The sequence below is a fragment of the Nocardia sp. NPDC087230 genome, assembly GCF_044744725.1.
GTDB lineage: Bacteria > Actinomycetota > Actinomycetes > Mycobacteriales > Mycobacteriaceae > Nocardia > Nocardia canadensis.
Genome location: NZ_JBIUYV010000002.1, coordinates 607,172 through 628,855 on the forward strand (window position 1 = coordinate 607,172; position 21,684 = coordinate 628,855).

Genomic DNA, 21,684 nt, shown 5'->3' on the forward strand with positions numbered 1-21,684 from the left:
TCGATCATGCCGGGGGCGCCGCGGCCCGCACCCGGCCGCCCGCGTCGTCGGCGCTGTGGTCGGCGTCCGCGGCACTGGATTGCGCCGCCGTGTCGACCAGCGCGCCCGCGCCGTCGGCGGCCTTGGTGTCACCGGCGGCCTGGATGCCGCCCTGCATCCGCAGCGGGGCCTCCTTCCAGAACAGCACCAGCAGCAGCGCCAGCAGCGCGACCCCGGTCGCCACCAGGAACACCGTCGACATCGAATCGGCGAAGCCCACCTGGAACGGCTTGGCCAGCACCGGATTCAGCTGCTGGACGATCGAGCTGTCCTCGAGCACCTGGCCCGCCGCCGAGGTGTCGTGCGCCAGCAGGCCCTTGGCCAGCGCGGCATCGGCCGGGTTGCCGCTCTGCGCACCCGCGATCACGGCCTGCTGGTAGGCCGGATCGGTGGCCGCCTGCTGCATCCGCTCGGTGATGTTCGGGGTGAGCAGCGAGAACAGGATCGACAGGAAGACCGCGGCGCCGAGCGTGCCGCCGATCTGCCGGAAGAACGTGGCCGAGGCGGTGGACACGCCCATGTCCTCGGGCGGCAACGCGTTCTGCAGCGCCAGCGTCATCGGCTGGAGCAGGTTGCCGAGACCGAAGCCGGCCAGCGCCATGAAGATCATCGCCAGCCACAGCGGGCTGTCGGCGTCGAGCAGGTGCAGCAGGAACAGGCCGAGGGTCAGCACCGTCGCGCCGATCACCGGGAAGGCCCGGTAGCGGCCGGTTTTCGAGATCAGCCGACCCGACACGATCGAACCGGTCATCAGGCCGAGCACCATCGGCAGCATCTGCAGACCCGCCTCGGTGGGTCCCGCGCCCCGCACGACCTGCAGGTACTGCGGCAGCAGCAGCATGCCGCCGAACATGGCGGCGCCGACCACGAACGAGATCACCACGCCGAGCGCGAACGTGGTGTTGGTGAAGATGCGCAACGGGATCATCGCCGCATCGCCCATGACCTTCTCGACCGCGACGAACCCGAGGACGCCCGCGGCGCCGATCAGATAGCAGACCACCGACGCGGTACTGCCCCAACCCCATTCGCGGCCCTGCTCGGCCACGATCAGCAGCGGGACCAGTCCGATCGCGAGCACCAGCGCGCCGCCGAAGTCGATGCGGTGGGTGGCGTGCGGCTTGCGCGGCAGTTGCAGCACCCGGGTCACCACGACCAGCGCGAGCAGGCCCAGCGGCACGTTCACCAGGAACACCCAGCGCCAGCCGGTGACGCCGAGAATGGTGTCCTGCCCGGCCAGCAGACCGCCGAGCACCGGCCCGAGCACGCTCGAGATACCGAACACGGCCAGGAAGTAGCCCTGGTAGCGGGCACGTTCGCGGGGGCTGATGATGTCGCCCATGATGGCCAGCGCCAGCGACATCAACCCGCCGGCACCCAGACCCTGGAACGCGCGGAAGGCCGCCAGCTGGTACATCGACGTGGCGAACGTACACAGCAGCGAGCCGATGACGAACAGTCCGATCGCGGTGAGGAAGAACGGCTTACGGCCGAACATGTCCGAGAGCTTGCCGTAGAGCGGGGTGCTGATCGTCGCGGTGATCAGGTAGGCCGTCGTCGCCCAGGCCTGCAGTGAGTAGCCGTGCAGGTCGTCGGCGATGGTGCGGATCGAGGTCGACACGATCGTCTGATCGAGCGAGGCCAGCAGCATGCCGAGCATGAGGCCGGACAGGATGGTCAGGATCTGGCGGTGGGTGAAGCCGGCAGGTGATTCCACCGGGGCCGCGGTTGTCGTCACGAATCGTTCTCCATCGCGGTAGCGCTGAGCGCGGTCGAGCGGGTCAGCAGGGTCGGGCGGGCCACGTCGTAGTCGTCGACGAAGCGCGTCAGCAGCGCGGCGAAGGTCGCGCGATCCTCGGGCGACCAGTCCTCGGTGACGACGGCGACCGACTCGCGACGCCGGGTTCGGATCCGCTCGGCGACCTCCCGGCCCTGGTCGGTCACCTCCAGCACGGTGGCGCGGCCGTCGTCGGGGTCGGCGACGCGGCGCACCAGTTCCCGGTCGACCAGCTGGGCCACCTGCCTGCTCACCGTCGACGCGTCCGAGTGCACCGCCTCGGCCAGCGCGCCCGAGCGCATCGGCCCGTCACAGACCAGCCGGAACAGCACGACGAAGCCCGCCGGGTCGATGCCGGAGCGGTCCTTGATCTGGGCCAGCGTCCGGTCCCGCAGCCGGTGCAGCCGGACGAGCTGGACCGCGATCGCGTCGATCGCGGGCTCGTTGTCCATCACTTCAGTTCACCTTTACTTGCATCAATCAATTAGTTGTGTGATGCAAGTATGTAGACAGAACGGTCGCCGGGGCAACCGTTTATACTGCCTTTACTCGCCCTTGAACTCCGGCGCGCGCTTCTGGAACACCGCCGTGATCGCCTCGGTGAGGTCCTTGGACGGCAGGAACGCCGCGTTCCAGGTCGACACGTAGCGCAGGCCGTCGGCCACCGCCGGAGCGGTCCGGTGCTCGAGCACGTCCTTGATGCCCTGCACCACCAGCGGCGGGTTGTCGGCGATCTCGCGGGCCATCGCGTGCGCGGCCGCGACGACGGCCTCCTGATCGGCGAACACCTCGTTGACCAGGCCGATCCGCTCGGCGCGCGCGGCGTCGATGTCCTTGGCGGTGTACGCGAGCTCGCGCAGGTTGCCCTCGCCGATGATGCCGGGCAGACGCTGCAGCGAGCCGATGTCGGCGACGATCGCGACCTTCGCCTCCCGCAGGCTGAACTTGGCGTCCTCGCTGGCCAGCCGGATGTCGGCGGCCGCGATCAGGTCGAGGCCACCACCGATGCACCAGCCGGACACGGCCGCGATCACCGGCTTGGTGCACTCGGCGACCGCGGTCACCGAGTCCTGCATACCGCGCACGACCTTGAGGAACTCGGTGCGCGGCGCGGCCTTGGCGTCGTCGGCCAGCACCGGGGCGAGCATGCCGCCCATCGCCGCCAGGTCGAGCCCGAAGGAGAAGTGCTTGCCCGCGCCGGTGAGCACCACGGCCCGCACCTGCGGGTCGGCGTCGAGCTCGCGGAAGATCTCCGGCAGCTCACGCCAGAAATCGGGTCCCATCGCGTTGCCCTTACCCGGCCCGGTCAGTGTGACCTGGGCAACGTGGTCGGCGATCTCGACGGTGAAGGCCTGCCATTCAGTCATGGACCGAGTCTATTGGCGCGCCGCCAGGGATGTGCGCAGCCCCTGGGATGAACCCCAAAATCCCGCTCCCCCGGCATATTTCCCGCAATCGTCCTACTCTGGATTTCATGCGCAGGTCGTCTCTACCGGCGGTCGCATGCCGCGTCGCCGATACGCTCATCGCCCGCGGGCATCACGGCGTCATCGTTTCGCCCGAGACGCCCGCTGCCACCGCGGCCGATGCCGCCCGCGCTCTGGGCGCCCCGCCCACCGCGATCACCACCTCGCAGGTCTTCCTGCTCGACGACGACCCCGTCCTGTTGCTGGTCGCCGACCACCATCAGGTCGATCTGACGCGGACCGGCAAACGCCTGGAGGGCAGGCTCACCCCGGCGCCCATCGCCCTGGTCGAGCGCGTCACCGGCCAGCCGATCGACGGCACCGCCCCCGTCGGCCATCCCACCAATCTGCCCACCTGGGTCGACACCGCCCTGGCCGAGCACACCGAGGTGTGGGCCGCGGGTGGACATCCGAACACGGTGTTCCGCACCAACTTCCGCGAACTCGTCCGGATCACCGCCGGGTTGCCGATCGAGGTCGACTGAGTCCGAGGCGCTTTGCCACGCCGGTGAATCGGTTCGGCGATTCAGTGTGCGGCGCAGCCGATTCCGTCGAGGACCTGATCGAGACCGGTTTCGAACTGCCATCGCAGGTCGTCTTTGCGGTCCGCCGCCTGGGCGTAACGCTGGAAGGTCGGATAGCGGCCGGTGTCGAGAAGCCACCGCAGGTGTGTGGCGAGACCCGCGCGGGCATCCGCGCCGGTGGTCCAGCCGCGATCGTCCATGAGGTCGCGCAGACCGATTTCGGCGCTGGTCGCGCCCTGGACATACATGGAGACGGTGCGACAGGCCGCCATCGCGGTATCGAGGTCGAGGCCGAGGTCGTCGTGGAGTGCGGCGAGAGCCAGTTCCGTCAGCGCCATGCGATGCGGTGTCAGCTCGTAGACCATCTGCGGGGCCGACAGGCGGGTGAGCCACGGGTGGCGCAGGATCAGAGCGCGGACAGCCAGTGCCATCTCGCGCAGGGTCGTGCGCCAGTCGATCCCGGCGGACAGGTCGATCTCGCCGTAGACGAGGTCGACCATCAGTTCCAGCACCTCGTCCTTGTTCGCCACGTGGCGGTAGGCGGCCATGGGCGCGACGCCCAGCTCGGCGGCGAGGCGGCGCATGGTGATCGCGTCGAGTCCGTCGGCGTCGGCAACGGCCACCGCCGTCGCGGCGATGCGCTGAGCGGACAGAGCCTTACCCGGTGCGCCGGTGGCCTGCGCAAGCCGTTCCCAGAGGAATGTCACGCCTGATTCTCTCTCGTGTGTACTACGTACGCACAATCCGTGTACGTTGTACACATGAGTATACGTTGTACGCATGCCATGGTGGCGGCGGGTGCGACCGGTCCCGTTCTCTTCGTCCTGACCTATCTCGTCAACGGTGCGGTGCAGCCGGACTACGACTCCTCGCACGACACCATCAGCACGCTCAGCCTTGGCCGGCACGGCTGGATACAAATCGCGAACTTCGTCGTCTACGGCGTGCTGACCCTGTGCTTCGCCGAGGCGCTCCGGCGTTCGGCGGCCATCCGGACTTCGGGATATGTGTCGCTGCTCGTCGCGGGAGCGGGGCTGGTCCTGATCGGCGTTGCCCCCACCGACCCTGCGCTCGGATTCCCCGCCGGTGAATCCGACGCCGTCACCGCGATCGGCACGGTGCACAGCATGGGCGCGCTGGTGGTTTTCCTGGCGTTCCCGGTAGCCGCGTTCGCCGCCGCGGGTCGCCCCTTCCGCGGCTGGGCAGCCTTCTCGGTCGCCACCGGCGTCCTGTCGCTGGCGGCAGTCGGCGCGTTCTTCGTTGCGTTCGAAAGCACCGTGGCGGGTGCGGATTCCTCCGCCGGGCTCTATGAACGGCTGCCCACCCTGTTCATCGGGTTATGGCAGGTCGTGTTCGCGTTTCGCGTGCTCACCGAAGACAAGGCCGGCGCGGTCGGCGCACAGCGCGACGACCGGGCGATGGGTGCGGTCGCGCCGCAGGCGTAGTTTGGGGCGGTGGGTGATGCGCGACGTATTCCGGCCGAACTGGTCGTCCCCGATGATCTGAGCGGGATCACCGCTGAGCAGTATCGGGCCTCGATGCGGCACTATCCGGCCGGCGTCACCGTGGTGACGATCGGAGCGGACTCGGGCCCCGTCGGCTTCACGGCGACGTCCTTCGCCTCACTGTCGCTGGAACCGCCGCTGGTGTCGTTCAACATCGCCCACACGTCTTCGAGCATCGAGGCCCTGCGCGCGGCCGACTCGGTCGTCATCCACTTCCTCGGCGAACACCAGCACCACCTGGCCCACCGTTTCTCCCGCACCGCCGCCGACCGCTTCACCGACCGCTCCCTGTGGACCACCCTCGACACCGGCGAACCGGTCCTGCACGGCACCCCCATCTGGCTCCGCGCCACCCTCCACCAACTCATCGACATCGGCGACCACACCCTCGCCGTAGGCCTGGTCACCCGAGTCCACGACGACACCAGGGAATCCCCGTCCGCCGCCCCCCTCCTCTACTACAACGGCAGATACCACCGCCCCACCGCCCTCGACACCTGACAGCGCCGCTGCGCGAGCCGGGGCGCCGATCGGCAGGTCAGCCCCTGTCGCAAGCGATACCGTCACCGTCGGCGTCCAGGCCGGATCTGTAGCCGGGCTCGCCACGGTGGAGCGGCGCCGCGCCCGCGGCGCGCGCGGCAGCGCAGTTCTTGTAGTAGGTGCTGGGTGTGGGTGGCGCTTCCGGTTCGGGAACATCAACGCGCGGCGCCGGAACCGGCATCGTGGGAGTCCTCGTGGAAGGGATCACCGGGGGCAGGGGCAGGCCGGGGGTGGTCGTCGGCACGATTGGAGGCACCGGCATTTCGACGGTGGTCGTCGGTGCGACGGTCGTCGTCGAGGGAGAGGTCGTCGTCGAGCTGATAGTGGTCGAGGATGCGCTGGGGCGAATGGTCGACGTCGTCGAGGGCACCGCCGCCGGATCGGACCCGTCGTCGACAAGACCGCCGATCGCGGCTAGACCGACGACGCCGGCGACTCCGATCCCGGCCACCCAGGGCCAGCGGCGCTTCTTGTCCTGCGGCCGTGGTGGACGAGCCCACGGATCGGCCGGCTGCATCGGTCGAGTCACTATCTCCCCTTAGGTGTCTGAACACTGCCTTCGGGGCTCATCGCGACCTGCCGGCGGCCTGTTACCCAATTCCTCGGCGCGTCAAACATTCCCGATGGGGACAGAGCGGTGCGGCCGGACACGCACGTCCGACCGCACCGTGGCGGCTCAGCCGATGAGGCAGGGGGCGGCGCCGGTGAGGGCGTCGCCGGAGAGGGGGCGGGTTTCGGGAGTGGGGTTCCAGAGGCCGTCGGTGGCGGCGTAGGTCCAGGTGGGGCCGGATTCGACGAGGGTGGCGACGGCGGTGATCAAGCGGTCCACGTCGTCGGCGGCGGTGCCGAGGCCGATGCTGGCGCGCAGGGCGGCGTCGAGGCCGAGGGCCGCGAGGAGGGGGTGGGCACAGAAGCGGCCGTCGCGGACACCGATGGCGTGTTCAGCGGAGAGGTAGGCGGCGACCTCGCCGGGGGCATAGCCGGCCACGGTGAAGGCGACGATGCCGACACAGTCCGGGCTGTCGGACCAGATGCGGACCAGCTCGACGCCCGGGATCGCACCCAGCCCGTCGCGCAACCGGTCGGCCAGGAACCGCTCGTGGGCGACGAGCTCCTCCGGATCGATCGCGGCGAGCGCGTCGCAGGCGGCGGCGATGGCGGCCGCGCCGAGCACATTCGGCGAACCGGCCTCGTGCCGCTGCGGCGCCGCGGCCCAGTCGACCTGCGCGACACCGACTTCGCGCACCGCGCCACCACCGGCCAGGTGCGGCTCGCCGGCGTCGAGCCAGTCCCGCCGACCGACCAGCACACCGGCGCCGAACGGCGCGTACAGCTTGTGCCCGGAGAAGGCGAGGTAGTCGACGCCGGTCTCGCGCAGGGAGATCCGGCGATGCGGCGCCAGCTGCGCCGCGTCGACGAGAATCCGCGCGCCGCACAGGTGGGCGATGGTCGCCAGCCGCTCCAGCGGCAGCACCTCACCGGTGACGTTGGAGGCGCCGGTCACCGCGAGCAAAGCGGCGGGCTTGCTGCACAATTCGGCGACGACCCGGCGAATCGTCTCCTCGACGGTATCGGCGGCCCGCACGACCCGGCGCCCGTGCGCGGTCCACGGCAGGAAGTTCGCGTGGTGCTCGATATCGAGCACCACGGTCTCGCCGGGCACGCAGCCGGCCAGCAGGTTCAGCGAATCGGTGGTGTTGCGGGTGAACACGACGACCTGGTCGTCGGCGGCGTCGAGGAACCGGGCGACCGCGCCACGGGAAGCCTCGTAGCACTCGGTGGAGATCCGCGAGGCGTATCCGGCGCCGCGATGCACGCTGGCGTAGTACGGCAGCAGCTTGGAAATCCGGTCGGTGACCTGCTGCAAGGCCGGTGCGCTCGCGGCGTAGTCGAAGTTGGCGTAGTCCTTGGTCCCGCCCTGCACGAGCGGAACCCGCAGGTCCGCACCGGAGACGGTGGCCAGGGCACAGGTGGGGTCGATTACTGCGGTCATGACGAAATCCCGTCGGCTCAGGGACTCGTTCCCGAAAAGGGTGCTGCGAGTCCGCGCTTGCCGCGCCCACTGCGGACGGCGGCCTGGTCGTCACCCGGAGCACCCCACCGCGGAGGAGGGTTGCCGACCAGCTAGCCGGGGCTTGTCGCTGGTACTCGTGACCTGTTTCGAGAGTGGCAGACGATCCGGCGAGCTGTCAACCACCCACGATCGGCCCGTCGGAACCGGTGACACCCGCCGCGCTCGCGACGGCGACGACCCACCCCACCGACCCGCGCCGTGACCGGTTCCGACACCCGAAAGGTAATCCTCACGGCCACAAAGGAATCGGACATCCCGGCCGAGACCCGATTGCCGCCGGATTGCCGCCCGCCCGCGAATCGCCCAACAATCTGCCTCATCCATGATGGATGACCCAAATGATTGAGTTCCCCCACTATCTGTTAGGGTTGCCGATCATGTCCACGAACTCGAACCCCGTCCGCGGCCTGCCGCGCTATCCGGTGTACGCGCTCGGACGGCTCACCAAGGCACTGCACGCCGAGATCGACGTCCCGCTGCGCGATCACTGGGTGCTCACCTTCATCGAGGAGAACGCCGACCTGACGCAGAAGAAGGTCGGCGACGCCCTCGGCATCGACCGCAGCGAAGTCGTCCGGCTGATCGACGCGCTGGAACGCGCCGGCCTGGTCGAACGCACCCGCGACGGCAAGGACCGCCGCAAATACCGGCTGCGGATCACCGACGCCGGGCGCAAGCAGTGCAAGCGCACCGACCGCCTCATCGCCGACGCCACCGCGCGCGTGCTGGAGCGGCTCGATCCCGAGGAACAGCGCACCCTGCACCGGCTGACGCTGACCGCGCTCGGCGAATCACCGGATTCGCCGTTGTGATCGGCGCCGGCGGCACGCCTCGCGCTGCCGTCCGGCCACACCTTCTCCGAGTACCGTTGGCATCTGGTGACCATCCCGTTTGCCCTCCGGTAACCCGCCCGTGAAACAACAAACACCACCGATGGGGGTCGACCGATGAGAGGTGGACTGAGCGCCATGCTCGAGCCACGCACTGAGGACCCGGCGAGCCGGTTGCGTGATCCACTCCTGCGCGCCGATCTGGCCGCGCCGCCGCGCACCCTGGTAGACATCCTGACCAGCACCGCCCTGGCCCACCCCGACGCACCGGCGATCGACGACGGCACCGTCGTGCTCAGCTACATGGAGCTGATCGCCGCGATCGAGGCCAGGATGACCGAGCTGACCGCCGCGGGGGTGCGCCCCGGCGACCGGGTCGGCGTGCGGATGCCCTCGGGCAGCGCCGCGCTGTACGTCACGATCCTGGCCGTCCTCTACTGCGGCGCCGCCTACGTTCCCGTCGACGCCGACGACCCGGAGGAGCGGGCCCGGCTGGTCTTCGGCGAGGCCAGGGTGAGCGCGCTGGCCACGGCCGCGGGCATCGAGTCGGCCACCGCCGCCGCGGGCCGCACGCCCGCCTCGGACTGGAACACACTGCCGACTCCCGCCGACGACGCCTGGATCATCTTCACCTCCGGCTCGACCGGCACCCCGAAGGGCGTCGCGGTCACCCACCGCAATGCCGCCGCCTTCGTCGACGCCGAGGCCCGACTGTTCCTGCAGCGCGCCCCGATCGGCCCCGGCGACCGGGTGCTGGCCGGGCTGTCGGTCGCCTTCGACGCCTCCTGCGAGGAGATGTGGCTGGCCTGGCGCCACGGCGCCTGCCTGGTCCCCGCCCCGCGCGACCTGGTCCGCACCGGCGCCGACCTGGGCCCGTGGCTGATGCGCCGCGAGATCAGCATCGTCTCCACCGTGCCGACACTGGCCGCCACCTGGCCCGCCGAGGCGCTGGACTCGGTGCGCCTGCTGATCTTCGGCGGCGAGGCCGTCCCGCCGGAGCTGGCCGAACGGCTCGCCGGCGGCGCCGATCGCGAGGTGTGGAACACCTACGGCCCCACCGAGGCCACGGTCGTCGCCTGCGCCGCGCTGCTCGACGGCGGCATGCCGATCCGCATCGGGCTGCCGCTGGACGGCTGGGACCTGACGGTCGTCGACCCGCAGGGCAATCCCGTGCCCGAGGGCGAGACCGGCGAACTCGTCATCGGCGGCGTCGGCCTGGCCCGCTACCTGGACCCGGCCAAGGACGCCGAGAAGTACGCCCCGCTGCCTTCGCTGGGCTGGGAACGCGCCTATCGCAGTGGTGATCTGGTTCGCAACGATCACCAGGGTCTGATCTTCCTCGGCCGGGCCGACGACCAGATCAAGATCGGCGGCCGCCGCATCGAGCTGGGCGAGATCGACAACGCCCTCCAGCATCTGCCCGGGGTCAGCGGCGCTGCCGCCGCCATCCGGACCACCAAGGCGGGCAACAAGATCCTGGTCGGCTACCTCACCGGCGCCGGCCCCGACTTCGACGTCAAGAAGGCCAGAGAGATTCTGGCCGAACAGCTTCCGGCCCCGCTGGTGCCCCGCCTCGCGGTCGTGCCCGACCTGCCGACCCGCACCTCGGGCAAGGTCGACCGCGACGCGCTGCCCTGGCCGCTGCCGAGCACCGAGGAACCGGCCCCGTCCGGTCTCGCGGGCACGGCGGCCTGGGTGGCCGGGCTGTGGGACGCCATCCTCGGCGCCGAGGCCGCCGATCTCGACGCCGACTTCTTCGACCTGGGCGGCGGCTCGCTGGCGGCGGCCCAGCTGGTCGGCGCGTTGCGCGAGCGGTATCCGCACGTCACCGTCGCCGATCTCTACGACCATCCGCGCCTTGGCTCGCTCGTCGAACTGCTCGACGGGAGCGCGCCGGTCGCGGCCGTCGACGTGCGCGTCGTCGCGCCGACGCCGTTGCGCGCGCAGATCACCCAGGTGCTGGCCACCCTCCCGCTGACCACCCTCACCGGCTTGCAGTGGGTCACCTGGCTGGCCGCGGTGTCGGCGATCGCGGGCTGGTCCGCCTCGCTGCCGTGGCTGCCGCGGCTGTCCTGGTGGTGGATCGTGCTGGCATTCGTGCTGTTCATCTCGCCGCTGGGCCGGATGACGCTGTGCGTAGCAGGCGCGCGCGTGCTGCTGGCGGGCCTGCGCCCCGGCACCTATCCGCGCGGCTCCTGGGTGCATCTGCGCCTGTGGGCGGCCGTACGCCTGTCGGAGGCCAGTGGCGCCGAAAGCCTTTCCGGCGCACCGCTGATGGTGCCGTTCGCGCGGGCACTGGGCGCCAAGATCGGCAAGGGCGTCGACCTGCACACCCTGCCGCCGGTCACCGGCATGCTCGAACTCGGCGACGGCGCCAGCGTCGAACCCGAGGTGGATCTGTCCGGCTACTGGGTCGACGGCGACGTCGTGCACATCGGTGGCATCACCATCGGGGACGGCGCGGTGATCGGCGCGCGCTCGATCCTGCTGCCCGGCACCAAGATCGGCAAGAAGGCCGAGATCGCCCCCGGTTCCGCGGTATCGGGCAAGGTCAAGGCCGAACAGGAATGGGCGGGTTCGCCCGCGACGAAGGCGGGCAAGGCACCACGCCGCTGGCCCGATCACTCCCCCGAACGCGCCAGGCACTGGCTGATCGTCTTCGGCCTGTCCTCGATGGCGCTGGCCGCGATGCCCGTGCTCGGCCTGGCCGTCGGCGGCACCTTCATCGCCTGGTGGGTCCGCGAGGAGACCACCATCGGCGCCGCCGCGCTGCGCGGTTTCGCCATCCTGCCGGTGGCCACCCTGCTCAGCCTCGCCGTCTACGCCGCCGCGACCGTGATCGCCGTGCGCCTGCTCGGCATCGGCCTGCGCGAGGGCTACCACCCGGTGCGCAGCCGGACCGGGTGGCAGGTGTGGGCCACCGAACGCCTGCTCGATTCGGCCCGCACCTTCCTGTTCCCGCTCTACGCCAGCCTGCTGACCCCGCTGTGGTTGCGTCTGCTCGGCGCGCGGATCGGCAAGAACGTCGAGGCGTCGACGGTGCTGCTGCTGCCCAAGTTCACCGTGGTCGCCGACGGCGCCTTCCTGGCCGACGACACCATGATCGCCAGCTACGAACTCGGCGGCGGCTGGCTGCGCATCGGCGAGGCCAAGGTCGGCAAGCGCGCCTTCCTCGGCAACTCCGGCATGACCGCGGTCGGTCGGCGGGTGCCCAAGAACGGCCTGGTGGCGGTGCTCTCGGCCGCGCCGAGCAAGGCCAAGGCAGGCTCGTCATGGCTGGGCAGCCCGCCGGTGCGACTACGCCGGGCCGCCGAATCCAGCGACACCTCACGCACTTTCGATCCGCCGCTGCGGCTGAAGATGGCCAGGGCGATCGTCGAGACCTGCCGCTTGATCCCGGTGATGGTGACCTTCGCCATCGGCCTCGGCGTGCTGTTCGTGCTGGCCCTGATCGCCCAGCATTCCGACTACCTGGTCGCGGCGCTGCTGTCCGGCCTGGTCCTGATGGCCGCCGGCGCGGTGGCCGGTGCCATCGCGGTGGCCGCGAAGTGGTTGCTGGTCGGGCGGATTCGGGCCGTGGAGCATCCGCTGTGGAGTTCGTTCGTGTGGCGCAACGAGGTCTCCGACGCCTTCGTCGAGACCGTCGCCGCACCCTGGTTCGCCCGCGCCGCCACGGGTACTCCCGTGATGAATCTGTGGCTTCGCGGACTCGGTGCCAAGATCGGCCGCGGGGTATGGTGCGAGTCCTATTGGCTTCCGGAGGCAGACCTCGTGACACTCGGTGACGGCGCGACCGTGGAACGCGGCTGTGTGGTGCAGACCCATCTGTTCCACGACCGCATCATGTCCATGGACACGGTGACACTGGACGCGGGCGCCACTCTCGGCCCGCACTGCGTCGCCCTGCCCGCCGCCCACATCGGCGCGGGCGCCACCATCGGACCGGCGTCCCTGGTGATGCGCGGCGACGTGGTCCCGCCGTCGACCCGCTGGTGGGGCAACCCCATCTCGCCGTGGACCGGTACCGCCTCGACGTCGGAGTCGAGGCAGCGCGGAGCCGCCTGATGCGGAGCAAGTTCTACGAGGAACCGATCGACGCCTACCTGCCGCAGAACGGCAATCGCGGCTACCGCGTGTCCAGGTACGAACTAGAGCTCGGCTACCGGCCCGCCAGCAATCGACTGACCGGGCGCGCGGTGATCATCGCGGTCACCACCGCGGTGCGGCCCTGGTTCACCCTCGATCTGTCGCAGGCGCTGACGGTGTCGAAGGTGTTCGTCAACGGGGCCAAGGCCGCGAAGTTCAGTCATCAGCAGGGCAAGCTGGCGCTCACCCCGCAGCAGAAGATCCCGGCGGGCGGCGTCCTGGAGATCACCGTCCAGTACGCGGGCACGCCCCGACCGGTACGCGGGCCGTGGGGCGAGGTCGGCTGGGAGGAACTCACCGAGGGCGCGCTGGTGGCCAGTCAGCCCAACGGCGCCGCCTCCTGGTTCCCGTGTGACGACCACCCGAGTTCCAAAGCGTCCTACCGGATCTCGATCACCACCGACAGCCCGTTCTACGCCCTCGCCAACGGCACCCTGGTCCGCAAGCAGGCCAAGGCCAGCCAGACCACCTGGGTGTACGAGGCGCCCGAGCCGATGGCCAGCTACCTGGCGACCATCCAGATCGGCGCCTACCGCAAGCACCGGATCGGCGCGCCCGGGGAGCCGGTGCCGATGCAGGCCGTCATCCCGCAGCGGCTGCGCGCCAACTTCGACCACGACTTCGCCCGGCAGCCCGAGATGATGGCGCTGTTCACCGAGAAGTTCGGCCCGTACCCGTTCGAGAACTACACCGTGGTCGTCACCGACGACGAGCTCGACATCCCGATCGAGGCACAGGGCATCTCGGTGTTCGGCGCCAATCACTGCGACGGCAAGCGCGGGTCGGAGCGGCTGGTCGCGCACGAGCTGGCCCACCAGTGGTTCGGCAACAGCCTGACACTGAAGCAGTGGCGTGACATCTGGCTGCACGAGGGCTTCGCCTGTTACGCCGAGTGGATCTGGTCGGAGGCCGCGGGCGGCCCGACCGCGGACCAGCTGGCCAGGGCGGCGCGCGCGAACCTGGCCCGTCAGCCGCAGGACATCATCGTCGGCGATCCCGGCCCCAAGGACATGTTCGACGACCGGGTCTACAAGCGCGGCGCGCTCACCCTGCACGCGCTGCGGCTGGAACTGCGCGACCACCTGTTCTTCGAACTCATCCGGGAATGGACCGCGCGCTATCGCCACGCCTCGGTGACCACCGAGGAATTCGTGGATCTGGCAGGCCATTACAGCGTGTCGCCGCTGCGTCCGCTGTTCGCGGTCTGGCTCGGCACGAAACCGCTGCCGCAGCTACCGCCGCTGGGCGGCCAAGCGCATCAGAAGACCAGGTAACGCTGCGCGAGTTCCTCGACGAGCGGATCGTCGGACGGCACCATCTCCAGCGCCTCGAGATCGTCGGCCACCGAGATGCTGCGGGAGTCGTCGCGTTCGGGGTCGGGGCCGTCCTCGGCGAGCTGACGCATCAACTTCTGTCGGACTCGATCCTTCAGTGAATCGCGCATGCCTCCAGATTGCCCGCCGATCCGCGCGCGCACCAGTATCAAACGGGGGTGAGCCAGGTTCCCCACGGCGTGTTGCGCAGGACGGTATAGACGGCGAGCAGACCGAAGAACGACCACACCAGCACCGGACTCAGCCCGGGTACGCGCCAGCGTTGTCCGCGCCGGGCGCGCAACAGCCAGTCGACGACGAACACCGCGAACGCGACGACCAGCGGCAACACCAGCAGATTGCTGTGCAGTGAATCGATGATCCGGCCGTCGGTGAGATTGTGCATCGCCCGCATCCCGCCGCACCCGGGGCAGTACACCCCGAGCAGCGCGTACACCGGGCACAGCCCGTAGGAACCCTCGACGTGCGGATCGCGGAAATGCAGCAGCGCGAGCGTGCCGACGCCGAGTCCGGCCGCGATCAGCGGCGGGGCGAAACGCTGCCAGGCCGGGCGTGCCGGTTCCCGGTGCGGGGCGCCGGAGAAATCGGCCATGACGGGCGTGCTGTCCACGCTCCTACGGTAGCCGCGCCCGCCCGGGGCCGCCAGCATGCCCGGATCGCGCTGCCACGCTGTAATTTTCCGGCGATCTCGGGCGATTTCACAATGACGGCGCGGCTGGTGACCCAGTTCACAACAAATGGGACACTGTGACCCGCTAACACTAGCTAGCACCCCAGCTCGCACTGTACGGTGGCCTACGACACAAAGGAGTGCCGACATGCTTGCAAAGTCGATGATGACGGTAGGCGTACTCACCGCACAGTTCCGTGCCGGGCTGCGTACCCGGAGCTTCGCGACAGCGAAACTCAACGCCCCCACCGTGGCCCACCAGGTCGTCCCGGTGACCACCGCGGACGGCGCCGACCTCCGGGTCCACGTCTACGGCCCCGAGACCGCGCCCACCCTGGTCCTCATCCACGGCTGGGCCTGCAGCATCGAATACTGGAACCCGCAGATCACCGCCTTCGCCGGTGAGTACCGCGTGGTCAGCTACGACCAGCGCGGGCACGGCGAGTCCACCCTCGGCACCGTCGCCCCCAGCGAGCACACCCTGGCCGGCGACCTCGCCGCCGTCCTGGACGCGACGCTGCGCCCGGGCGAGCAGGCGGTTCTGGCCGGGCACAGCATGGGTGGTCTCACCATCCAGGCCTGGGCCAAGCATCACCCCGAGCAGGTGTCCGAGCGCGCCGCCGCCGTGCTGCTGGCCAATACCGCCAACGGCGACATCCGCTGGGAAACCGATCTGCTGCCGGTGCTCAACAAGCAGCTCACCGTCGCCGAGTACCCGGTCACCGTCCTCGGCGCGCCGGTGCGCATGCCGCAGCCGGTCAGCGAGTCGCTGCTGTTCGCGCCGCTGCCGATCCCCGGCGGCTGGTTCACCGAGCAGCTGTTCCGCTACCGCATCCTCACCCCCGAGGCCACCGCCGAGGAGATCGACTTCGCGGTCGGCATCATCCGCTCCTGCCGTCCGCTCGCGCGTGGCCGTCACGCCGCCGCGATGGCCGACATGGACCTGTCGGCAGGCACCGCCAACCTGACCGTGCCGACCACGGTCCTGGCCGGCGCGCAGGACCGGCTGCTCCCGCAGCGCATGTCCCGCTCGATCGTCGACATCCTGCGCCGCACCGGCCACCTGGCCGATTTCCACGTGCTGCCGCACGGGCACCTCAGCAATATCGAGGACACCGCCGCCTTCGACGCGATCCTGCGTCAGATCATGCTGTCGGCCACCAACTCTCGGGCCACCCGCCGCAACGTCGCCGCCCGCTGACCCGAGTCGGTTCTCCTGAGCCGGTCAACGGCGCTCGACTCGGGAGAAACTCGAAGAATGGCCCCCGACCACCAGGTCGGGGGCCTTTTTCGAGCCCGGATCGAGTAGTCGACTACGCGGGACCCGCACCGATTCTCCGTGCCACAGTCACAACCCCACGGTTGTTTCGATGAGGAGGATCCGATGCGTACACCCCCCGACCAGGAGCCGCACGGCAACGGTCACCACGAAGAACCCGCCCCGGTCGAGGAGCCCGGCTGCGTGATCCCCGCGCTGCCGACCCGCCTGCTGGAGCGGGCGGCCGAAGTCGCCACGCTGCTCAATCCGGTGAACGCGCCGCTCACCCAGAGCGCGGCCACCGAGGGCGGCCTGCCGCAGGTCGCCGAACTGGCGGTGCTCACCTCGAAGTACTGGGGCATGCAGCGCCGCACCCTGTCGGTCAGCTTCATGGAGGCGACGGCCAGCGACCTGAAACAGCGCATTCTCACCCATATGAACGCCTGGGGCATCGGCGTCACCTTCGTGTTGACGAACGGCACCGGTCAGGTGCGCATTTCCCGCTCCGGCCAGGGCTATTGGTCCTATCTCGGCACCGACGTCCTGCTGATCCCGCAGCACCGCCCCACGATGAACCTGCAGGGCTTCACGATGGCCACGCCGGAGAGCGAGTACAAGCGGGTCGTGCGCCACGAGACCGGCCACACCCTCGGCTTCCCGCACGAGCATCTGCGCCGCGCGCTGATCGGCAGGCTCGACGTCGCCAAGACGATCGCGCACTTCCGTGACACCTACGGGTGGAGCGAGCAGCAGACGCGCTCGAATGTCCTGACCCCGCTGGACGAACGCTCGATCATGGCCACGCCGAACGCCGACCAGGACTCGATCATGTGCTACCAGCTGCCCGGCACGATCACCACCGACGGGCAGCCGATTCGCGGTGGCCTGGACATCAATGCCGCCGATCGCGTGTTCGCCCGTTCCATCTACCCGACGCTGTGGCCGTTCTTCACCGAGACCGCGGACTGGGACGAGGGCGAGGACGTCAGCGTGGAATCCGCGCTCGCACAGGCGCATGCCACGGCTGGTTGATCTGCGCGCTGGTCCGATCGGGAAACGGTTGGAGCTCGCGCCCGGCGACATCGCGCTGTTGCCCGCCGCGGGAGCCCGGGCGATCTCGGGCGCGACGGTCGAGGTGCTCGGTGTCTACCGGGACGCGACCCCGCTCCCGGACGGACGGGTGCTCGCGCCCGAAGGTCCGCCGGATGTGGTGGTGCTCGCCGCGCTGACGCCCGGCGACTCGACAGTACTGCTGATGACCGGCGATCCCTTCCACGGCGCGACGCCACGGGAGTTGTCGGTGACCGTCCAGCGAGGCTGAAAAGCGGTCTCGCCGTAGCCGAATCAGAAGAAAGGTGAAGTTCATGACCGCCGAACCACAAACGGGGCAGCTCGCTGCGGCGCAGGCCCCGGCCGTGCGCGAAGTGGGTGCGTACACCTCGGAAGATCATCGGGCCGAGCGCCCGGAAACGCCCGCGAGCGCGGGTGCGAGTGTGGCCGCGCCGTTCCACGAGGCCGCGAGTCTGCCGGCCCCACCACTCGAGCAGAAGGGGTAGTCCGATGCCTTGGTTGGCTTTTCGCAACAACTACCACCTGGTGGTTTCCGTCGCGGTCATGCAGGTGGACCCGGATTCCTGCCCCGGCCAGTACGGCGGCTGGGCGACGCACGGCTGGTGGAATCTGAATCCCGGCGAATCGAAGACCGCGATCTGGACGAAATACGACGCCGCGTACTACTACGCCAGAGCGGGCAACGGCGCGTGGTGGGGTGACGTGAACGGCCCTCGGGTCTACGTCAATCCCTTCGACCGGTTCGACTCCTGCCTACTGATCGGAACCTCCACGTGGGACATCGTGAACATGAGACGGGTGTTCGTCGGCTCGAATCTGCACAACACGCACACCGTGAATCTCAACCCCTGAACCCCGATCCGAAAGGTCCCGACCAGCAGGTCGGGACCTTTCGCGTTTCTCAGGGCAGCAGCAGCCCCCAGTACACCGCCCACAGCGTGAATCCGGCACCGCCGCAGACCAGCAGCGCCCAGCGGACCCGGCCGCCCGTGCCGACGCCGTCGAGCAGGCGTTGCCGCCGCGCCACGACGACGCCGAGCGCCACCACCGCGCACACCGAGACCAGCTGCAACGCCAACCAGGGCAGGGTGCGCCCGAACAGCAACGGGCCGAACGACGTCGCCTTGGTCGAGGCAACGAACACGAACAGGGTGATCGTGCCGAGTATCCCGATCCCCGCCGCCGTCACCAGGATTCGCCCTGGCAGGCCATGGGACAGTCGCCAGCTCCGGGCGAAGCCGGTCACCGCGTACCCGCCGAGCGCGAGAACGGTCCCGAGCAGCAGTGCCAACTGGACCCCGGTGGACTCCCACCACGCCAGGGGCGGCAACGGCGTCACCGAATGCCCTTGCGCCGCAGGTCGATCCGCCTGCGCGTGCGCCGATCCCGGCAACCCGTTCACCCAGTCACCCATGAGCTCGGCGTAGCCGGGCGCGAGGCCGGCGCCCTTGTCGAAGCCATCGGTCGTCGTGAAGGCGGCGTGCTGGGCGTTCGGCAGTGTGCGCAGCGTGTAGTTCACCTTGCCGACCCGATCGAAGACCGCCTGGAAGTCGCGCAGGCTGTCGCCGGGCGGGGTCAGCCGGTCCCTGTCACCCCAGATCGCGAGTACCGGCTGCGGGATCCGTTCCAGCACCGGCACCGGGTCGTAGTCGGCCTGGGCGAACTGACCCGCCCCGGCGAGCTGGCGGATTCCGTTGCGGGCCAGCACCTCGATCATCGATCCGCGCACGCCCGCCGCCGCGAATCTGGTCTCGTTGGCCCAGGTCTGCTGGGCGGCGGGCGCGCCGGAATTGGCGCCGATGGTGATCAGGAACGCGACGTCGGCCGAGCGCGCGGCCGCCAGCGGCGCGACCCAGCCGCCTTCGGAGAGTCCCCAGAGCCCGACCCGGGCGGGGTCGACCTCGGGCCGGCCCCGCAGCGCGGCGATGCCCGACAGCGCGTCGTCGGCGAGCAGGGAGAAGTCGCGGTGGGCGGGCGTGTAGTCCTCAGCTCGCTTGGCATAGCGCAACGCGACGATGCCCGCACGCGCGAAAGCATCGGCGACCAGGGCGTATTGGGGACTGGGCGCGGTGCCGGAGCCGTGCACCAGCACGACGCCCGGCCGTCCCGTGGCGCCCGCGGGCGCGTGGACGGTGCCGGGCGTGGTGGTGCCGTCCGAGCGGGTGATCGTGATATCGGTGGTGGCGGGGTCCTGCGCGGCGGCCGTGGGAGCGGTTGCGACGAGGGCCGCGATCAGGGTGGCGAGCAGTGCGATACGAAGCAACACGGTGAATCCCTACTCGCTGTCGGTCATCCCCGGTGCCGGGAACGCGATGAACCGGGTCAGCACCCGGCGCGCGCCGGGCCTGCCCGCGGCATGGGTGGCCTGAAAGCGTTTGAGCAGCGCGAGGTACTCCTCGCAGAAGGCGTCGAGTTCCTCGCGAGTGGCGTAGATCGCGCCGCGCGAGAACGGCATCGTGTCGGCCCAGTCGCCGAGCTCGGCGCGTTCGGCCCGGAACCGCCCGAACAGCTCGACATCCTCGGCGATGTGCTGGGCGACCAGCCCTTCCAGCAGCTCGCGCAGCTCCGGCGGCTGGTCCTTGTCGAGCCGGTAGCGCAGGTCCTTCGGCGGCGAGCGCCACCACCGCTCCTTCCCCTTCGCCAGCTCGGGCGCCTCCTCGATGAATCCGTGCTCGGCCAGCTGACGCAGGTGATAGCTGGTCGCCCCGGTGTTCTGACCCAACTGCGCACCGAGCGCCGTCGCGGTGGCCGGCCCCTTCTCGGCCAGCGCGCGCAGGATGCGCTGCCGGAGCGGATGCGCCAGCGCGCGCAGCGCGGCGGGATCGGCGATCTCCCTGGGCGGTACCTCGTCGGCCATACATGCACAGTACTCTTTGCATAATTTCTTGTGCAAAGAGAATTGTGCAACTAGGCGGCGTACCGCGAGTAGACGACCGAGCCGTCCAGCACGCGGGATTCCACCAGCCGCAACCGGGCCGCCACGTACCCCTCGGGGAACAGCCGACGACCGCCGCCCTGCACCGTCGGGTAAACGAACAACCGGTACTCGTCCACCAGGCCCGCCCCGATCAGGGCGTGACAGAGCCGAATGCTCCCGGTAACGACGATGTCGCGGCCCGGCTGCTCCTTCAGCGCCGCGACCCGCGCGACCGGATCCCCGGCCAGCACCGTGGAGTTCTCCCAGCCCGGCTCGGTCATGGTCGCCGACACGACGTATTTGCGCTGTCGGTTGAGCGACGCGGTGATGCCGGTCCGGTCATCGGTCTGCGCCGGCCAGAAGGCGCGGAAGTCCTCGAAGGTGCGCCTGCCGAGCACCAGCGCGTCCGACGCGGCGGTCTGCCGGTGCAGTTCGGCGAGCTGTTCGGCGTTGTCGGCCTGCGGGTCGAACCAGTCTCCGAGCATTTCGATCGCACCGTCGGCGGTGCTGTTCTGGGTGATCGCGAGTGTGCGCATGCCGACCTCCTGATCTCGACGACTCCTGGTGATGCAGACGGCATGAGCAGCGCGAATTCATCGGCGTGGCACCATCGAGGCAGCGCTCGACTCTGCCGTCGGACGGAGGCCGGTGTACGTCTACACGAACCTATCCGCCGCGCTGCGCGACACGTCGTCGCCGCTGCGCGAGTACCTGCACCAGCGGTTTCCGCACACCCGCGGGGTGCAGGCCGAGTATCGGCGCGGAGCCGGACCACTGCTGGTCGACACCGGCGGCGCCAACCCCGCCACCCTCGGCGCCGCCTTCGACTTCGCCGTGCGCTTCCTGCTGGTTCCCGACCACGAGCCGGTACTGCCGCTGCTCGGGTTCTTCGGCCATCCCCGGGAATCGGCCGTCGTGGCGTCGGTGATCGATACCGCCGGCGCGGCCGTCGCCCCGTCCGCGGTCGACGTCGACCTGCTCAGCCGCGCCTGCTGGGCCCTGGCCCTGTGCACCGACGTCTACCGCCGCGGCCTACGCCGCGATACCGCGCTGGCGAATCTGCTCACCACCGACCGCTTCACCGTCGACCGCCTGCTCGCCCTCGCCCCCGCCGACGCGATCCGCCAACTCTGGGAACTGCGCGGCATCGCCGACGAGCACCTGCTCCCCCACCTGCGCCCACCCACCGTTCCCGGCCCCACCTTCGACGCCTCGGTGCTGTGCAACGCCGACGCCGACATCATCAGCGACGGCCTGCTCCTCGACCTCAAAACCCACCTCGGCCCGAAGAACCAGCGCACCGGCCACCGCGCCGACGCCCTCAGCGCCACCGACCTCTACCAGGTCATCAGCTACGCCCTCTTCGACCACACCGACACCTACCGCCTCACCGATGTCGGCATCTACTCCGCCCGCTACGGCCACCTCACCACCTGGCCCCTCCCCACCCTGCTGACCACCCTCGCCGGCGCACCCATCGACCTCACCACGGAACGCGACACGGTCTGGACCCTCCTCGGCGGGTGACCCGGA

The 21,684-nt window shown here is 69.9% G+C and carries 23 protein-coding genes and 1 riboswitch; of the genes, 12 read left to right on the forward strand and 11 right to left on the reverse strand.

The features are described 5' to 3' along the window. Positions 1-4: 4 nt before the first annotated feature. The 3 genes from ACIO52_RS09090 to ACIO52_RS09100 all read right to left on the reverse strand — a co-directional run bounded on the left by ACIO52_RS09090 (position 5) and on the right by ACIO52_RS09100 (position 3,183). Positions 5-1,777: an MDR family MFS transporter gene (locus tag ACIO52_RS09090; protein WP_218720721.1), complete on the reverse strand. Its 1,773-nt coding sequence runs from the start codon at positions 1,775-1,777 to the stop codon at positions 5-7. After that, complete coding sequence (locus ACIO52_RS09095; RefSeq protein WP_316573699.1) at positions 1,774-2,268, reverse strand: MarR family transcriptional regulator; 495 nt, start codon at positions 2,266-2,268, stop codon at positions 1,774-1,776. Before ACIO52_RS09095 ends, ACIO52_RS09090 begins: the two co-directional genes overlap by 4 nt. 93 nt (positions 2,269-2,361) lie before the next feature. Continuing rightward, positions 2,362-3,183: a crotonase/enoyl-CoA hydratase family protein gene (locus tag ACIO52_RS09100; protein WP_218720719.1), complete on the reverse strand. Its 822-nt coding sequence runs from the start codon at positions 3,181-3,183 to the stop codon at positions 2,362-2,364. A gap of 107 nt (positions 3,184-3,290) precedes the next feature. Between ACIO52_RS09100 and ACIO52_RS09105 the strand changes: the two genes are divergently transcribed. Beyond that, positions 3,291-3,767 (forward strand): YbaK/EbsC family protein, encoded by a 477-nt coding sequence (locus ACIO52_RS09105; protein WP_402642816.1) that lies wholly within the window; start codon positions 3,291-3,293, stop codon positions 3,765-3,767. Positions 3,768-3,808: 41 nt separating this feature from the next. On the opposite strand, the gene ACIO52_RS09110 is transcribed toward ACIO52_RS09105, so the two are convergent. Next, positions 3,809-4,513, reverse strand: a complete 705-nt coding sequence (locus ACIO52_RS09110; protein ID WP_316573354.1) for a TetR/AcrR family transcriptional regulator C-terminal domain-containing protein — start codon at positions 4,511-4,513, stop codon at positions 3,809-3,811. A gap of 39 nt (positions 4,514-4,552) precedes the next feature. On the opposite strand from ACIO52_RS09110, the gene ACIO52_RS09115 reads away from it, so the two are divergent. Together ACIO52_RS09115 and ACIO52_RS09120 are read left to right on the forward strand one after the other, a co-directional pair. Then, on the forward strand, positions 4,553-5,251 hold the full coding sequence (locus tag ACIO52_RS09115) for a DUF998 domain-containing protein (RefSeq protein WP_402642819.1): 699 nt from the start codon (positions 4,553-4,555) through the stop codon (positions 5,249-5,251). Positions 5,252-5,344: 93 nt separating this feature from the next. Further along, positions 5,345-5,812, forward strand: a complete 468-nt coding sequence (locus ACIO52_RS09120; protein ID WP_255588399.1) for a flavin reductase family protein — start codon at positions 5,345-5,347, stop codon at positions 5,810-5,812. Between the two features lie 37 nt (positions 5,813-5,849). Here the strand turns inward: ACIO52_RS09120 and ACIO52_RS09125 are convergent, their stop codons facing one another. Next, positions 5,850-6,368 carry an excalibur calcium-binding domain-containing protein gene (locus ACIO52_RS09125; protein ID WP_402642822.1) on the reverse strand — a complete coding sequence of 173 codons (519 nt, stop codon included), beginning with the start codon at positions 6,366-6,368 and terminating at the stop codon, positions 5,850-5,852. Between the two features lie 159 nt (positions 6,369-6,527). Next, positions 6,528-7,844, reverse strand: coding sequence for an aminotransferase class V-fold PLP-dependent enzyme (locus ACIO52_RS09130; protein WP_402642825.1), 1,317 nt, complete (start codon positions 7,842-7,844; stop codon positions 6,528-6,530). Positions 7,845-7,892: 48 nt separating this feature from the next. Then, positions 7,893-8,007, reverse strand: a riboswitch (SAM riboswitch). A 295-nt stretch (positions 8,008-8,302) separates the two neighbouring features. Here ACIO52_RS09130 and ACIO52_RS09135 point away from each other — a divergent pair. From ACIO52_RS09135 to ACIO52_RS09145, 3 genes are all read left to right on the forward strand, one after another. Beyond that, positions 8,303-8,737, forward strand: a complete 435-nt coding sequence (locus ACIO52_RS09135) for a MarR family winged helix-turn-helix transcriptional regulator (protein WP_402642828.1) — start codon at positions 8,303-8,305, stop codon at positions 8,735-8,737. A 156-nt stretch (positions 8,738-8,893) separates the two neighbouring features. Then, positions 8,894-12,820 carry a Pls/PosA family non-ribosomal peptide synthetase gene (locus ACIO52_RS09140; protein ID WP_402643555.1) on the forward strand — a complete coding sequence of 1,309 codons (3,927 nt, stop codon included), beginning with the start codon at positions 8,894-8,896 and terminating at the stop codon, positions 12,818-12,820. Beyond that, positions 12,820-14,175: a M1 family metallopeptidase gene (locus ACIO52_RS09145; RefSeq protein WP_218720712.1), complete on the forward strand. Its 1,356-nt coding sequence runs from the start codon at positions 12,820-12,822 to the stop codon at positions 14,173-14,175. The genes ACIO52_RS09140 and ACIO52_RS09145 overlap by 1 nt, the downstream gene beginning before the upstream one ends. Here the strand turns inward: ACIO52_RS09145 and ACIO52_RS09150 are convergent. Next, positions 14,160-14,345 (reverse strand): hypothetical protein, encoded by a 186-nt coding sequence (locus ACIO52_RS09150; protein WP_218720711.1) that lies wholly within the window; start codon positions 14,343-14,345, stop codon positions 14,160-14,162. The two genes, ACIO52_RS09145 and ACIO52_RS09150, sit on opposite strands and share 16 nt — an antisense overlap. A gap of 38 nt (positions 14,346-14,383) precedes the next feature. After that, complete coding sequence (locus ACIO52_RS09155; RefSeq protein ID WP_218720710.1) at positions 14,384-14,845, reverse strand: DUF2752 domain-containing protein; 462 nt, start codon at positions 14,843-14,845, stop codon at positions 14,384-14,386. A gap of 208 nt (positions 14,846-15,053) precedes the next feature. Here ACIO52_RS09155 and ACIO52_RS09160 point away from each other — a divergent pair, with 208 nt between their 5' ends. The 5 genes from ACIO52_RS09160 to ACIO52_RS09180 all read left to right on the forward strand — a co-directional run bounded on the left by ACIO52_RS09160 (position 15,054) and on the right by ACIO52_RS09180 (position 18,086). Continuing rightward, a complete protein-coding gene (locus ACIO52_RS09160; protein ID WP_218720709.1) occupies positions 15,054-16,106 on the forward strand; it encodes an alpha/beta fold hydrolase in 1,053 nt (350 codons plus the stop codon). A 183-nt stretch (positions 16,107-16,289) separates the two neighbouring features. Further along, positions 16,290-17,195, forward strand: coding sequence for a peptidase M12 (locus tag ACIO52_RS09165; protein WP_218720708.1), 906 nt, complete (start codon positions 16,290-16,292; stop codon positions 17,193-17,195). Further along, positions 17,179-17,484, forward strand: coding sequence for a hypothetical protein (locus ACIO52_RS09170; RefSeq protein WP_402642834.1), 306 nt, complete (start codon positions 17,179-17,181; stop codon positions 17,482-17,484). Before ACIO52_RS09165 ends, ACIO52_RS09170 begins: the two co-directional genes overlap by 17 nt. A 43-nt stretch (positions 17,485-17,527) precedes the next feature. Continuing rightward, a complete protein-coding gene (locus ACIO52_RS09175; protein ID WP_218720706.1) occupies positions 17,528-17,719 on the forward strand; it encodes a hypothetical protein in 192 nt (63 codons plus the stop codon). Between the two features lie 4 nt (positions 17,720-17,723). Next, a complete protein-coding gene (locus ACIO52_RS09180) occupies positions 17,724-18,086 on the forward strand; it encodes a DUF1036 domain-containing protein (RefSeq protein WP_316573348.1) in 363 nt (120 codons plus the stop codon). 49 nt (positions 18,087-18,135) lie between these two features. Here the strand turns inward: ACIO52_RS09180 and ACIO52_RS09185 are convergent, their stop codons facing one another. From ACIO52_RS09185 to ACIO52_RS09195, 3 genes are read right to left on the reverse strand one after another with little or no spacing between them, the layout of a single operon-like run. Then, positions 18,136-19,500: an alpha/beta hydrolase family protein gene (locus tag ACIO52_RS09185; protein WP_402642838.1), complete on the reverse strand. Its 1,365-nt coding sequence runs from the start codon at positions 19,498-19,500 to the stop codon at positions 18,136-18,138. Positions 19,501-19,509: 9 nt separating this feature from the next. After that, a complete protein-coding gene (locus ACIO52_RS09190) occupies positions 19,510-20,091 on the reverse strand; it encodes a helix-turn-helix transcriptional regulator (RefSeq protein ID WP_218720703.1) in 582 nt (193 codons plus the stop codon). 50 nt (positions 20,092-20,141) lie between these two features. Beyond that, positions 20,142-20,687, reverse strand: coding sequence for a dihydrofolate reductase family protein (locus ACIO52_RS09195; RefSeq protein WP_402642841.1), 546 nt, complete (start codon positions 20,685-20,687; stop codon positions 20,142-20,144). 112 nt (positions 20,688-20,799) lie between these two features. On the opposite strand from ACIO52_RS09195, the gene ACIO52_RS09200 reads away from it, so the two are divergent. After that, positions 20,800-21,678, forward strand: coding sequence for a hypothetical protein (locus tag ACIO52_RS09200; protein WP_402642843.1), 879 nt, complete (start codon positions 20,800-20,802; stop codon positions 21,676-21,678). Positions 21,679-21,684: the final 6 nt, after the last annotated feature.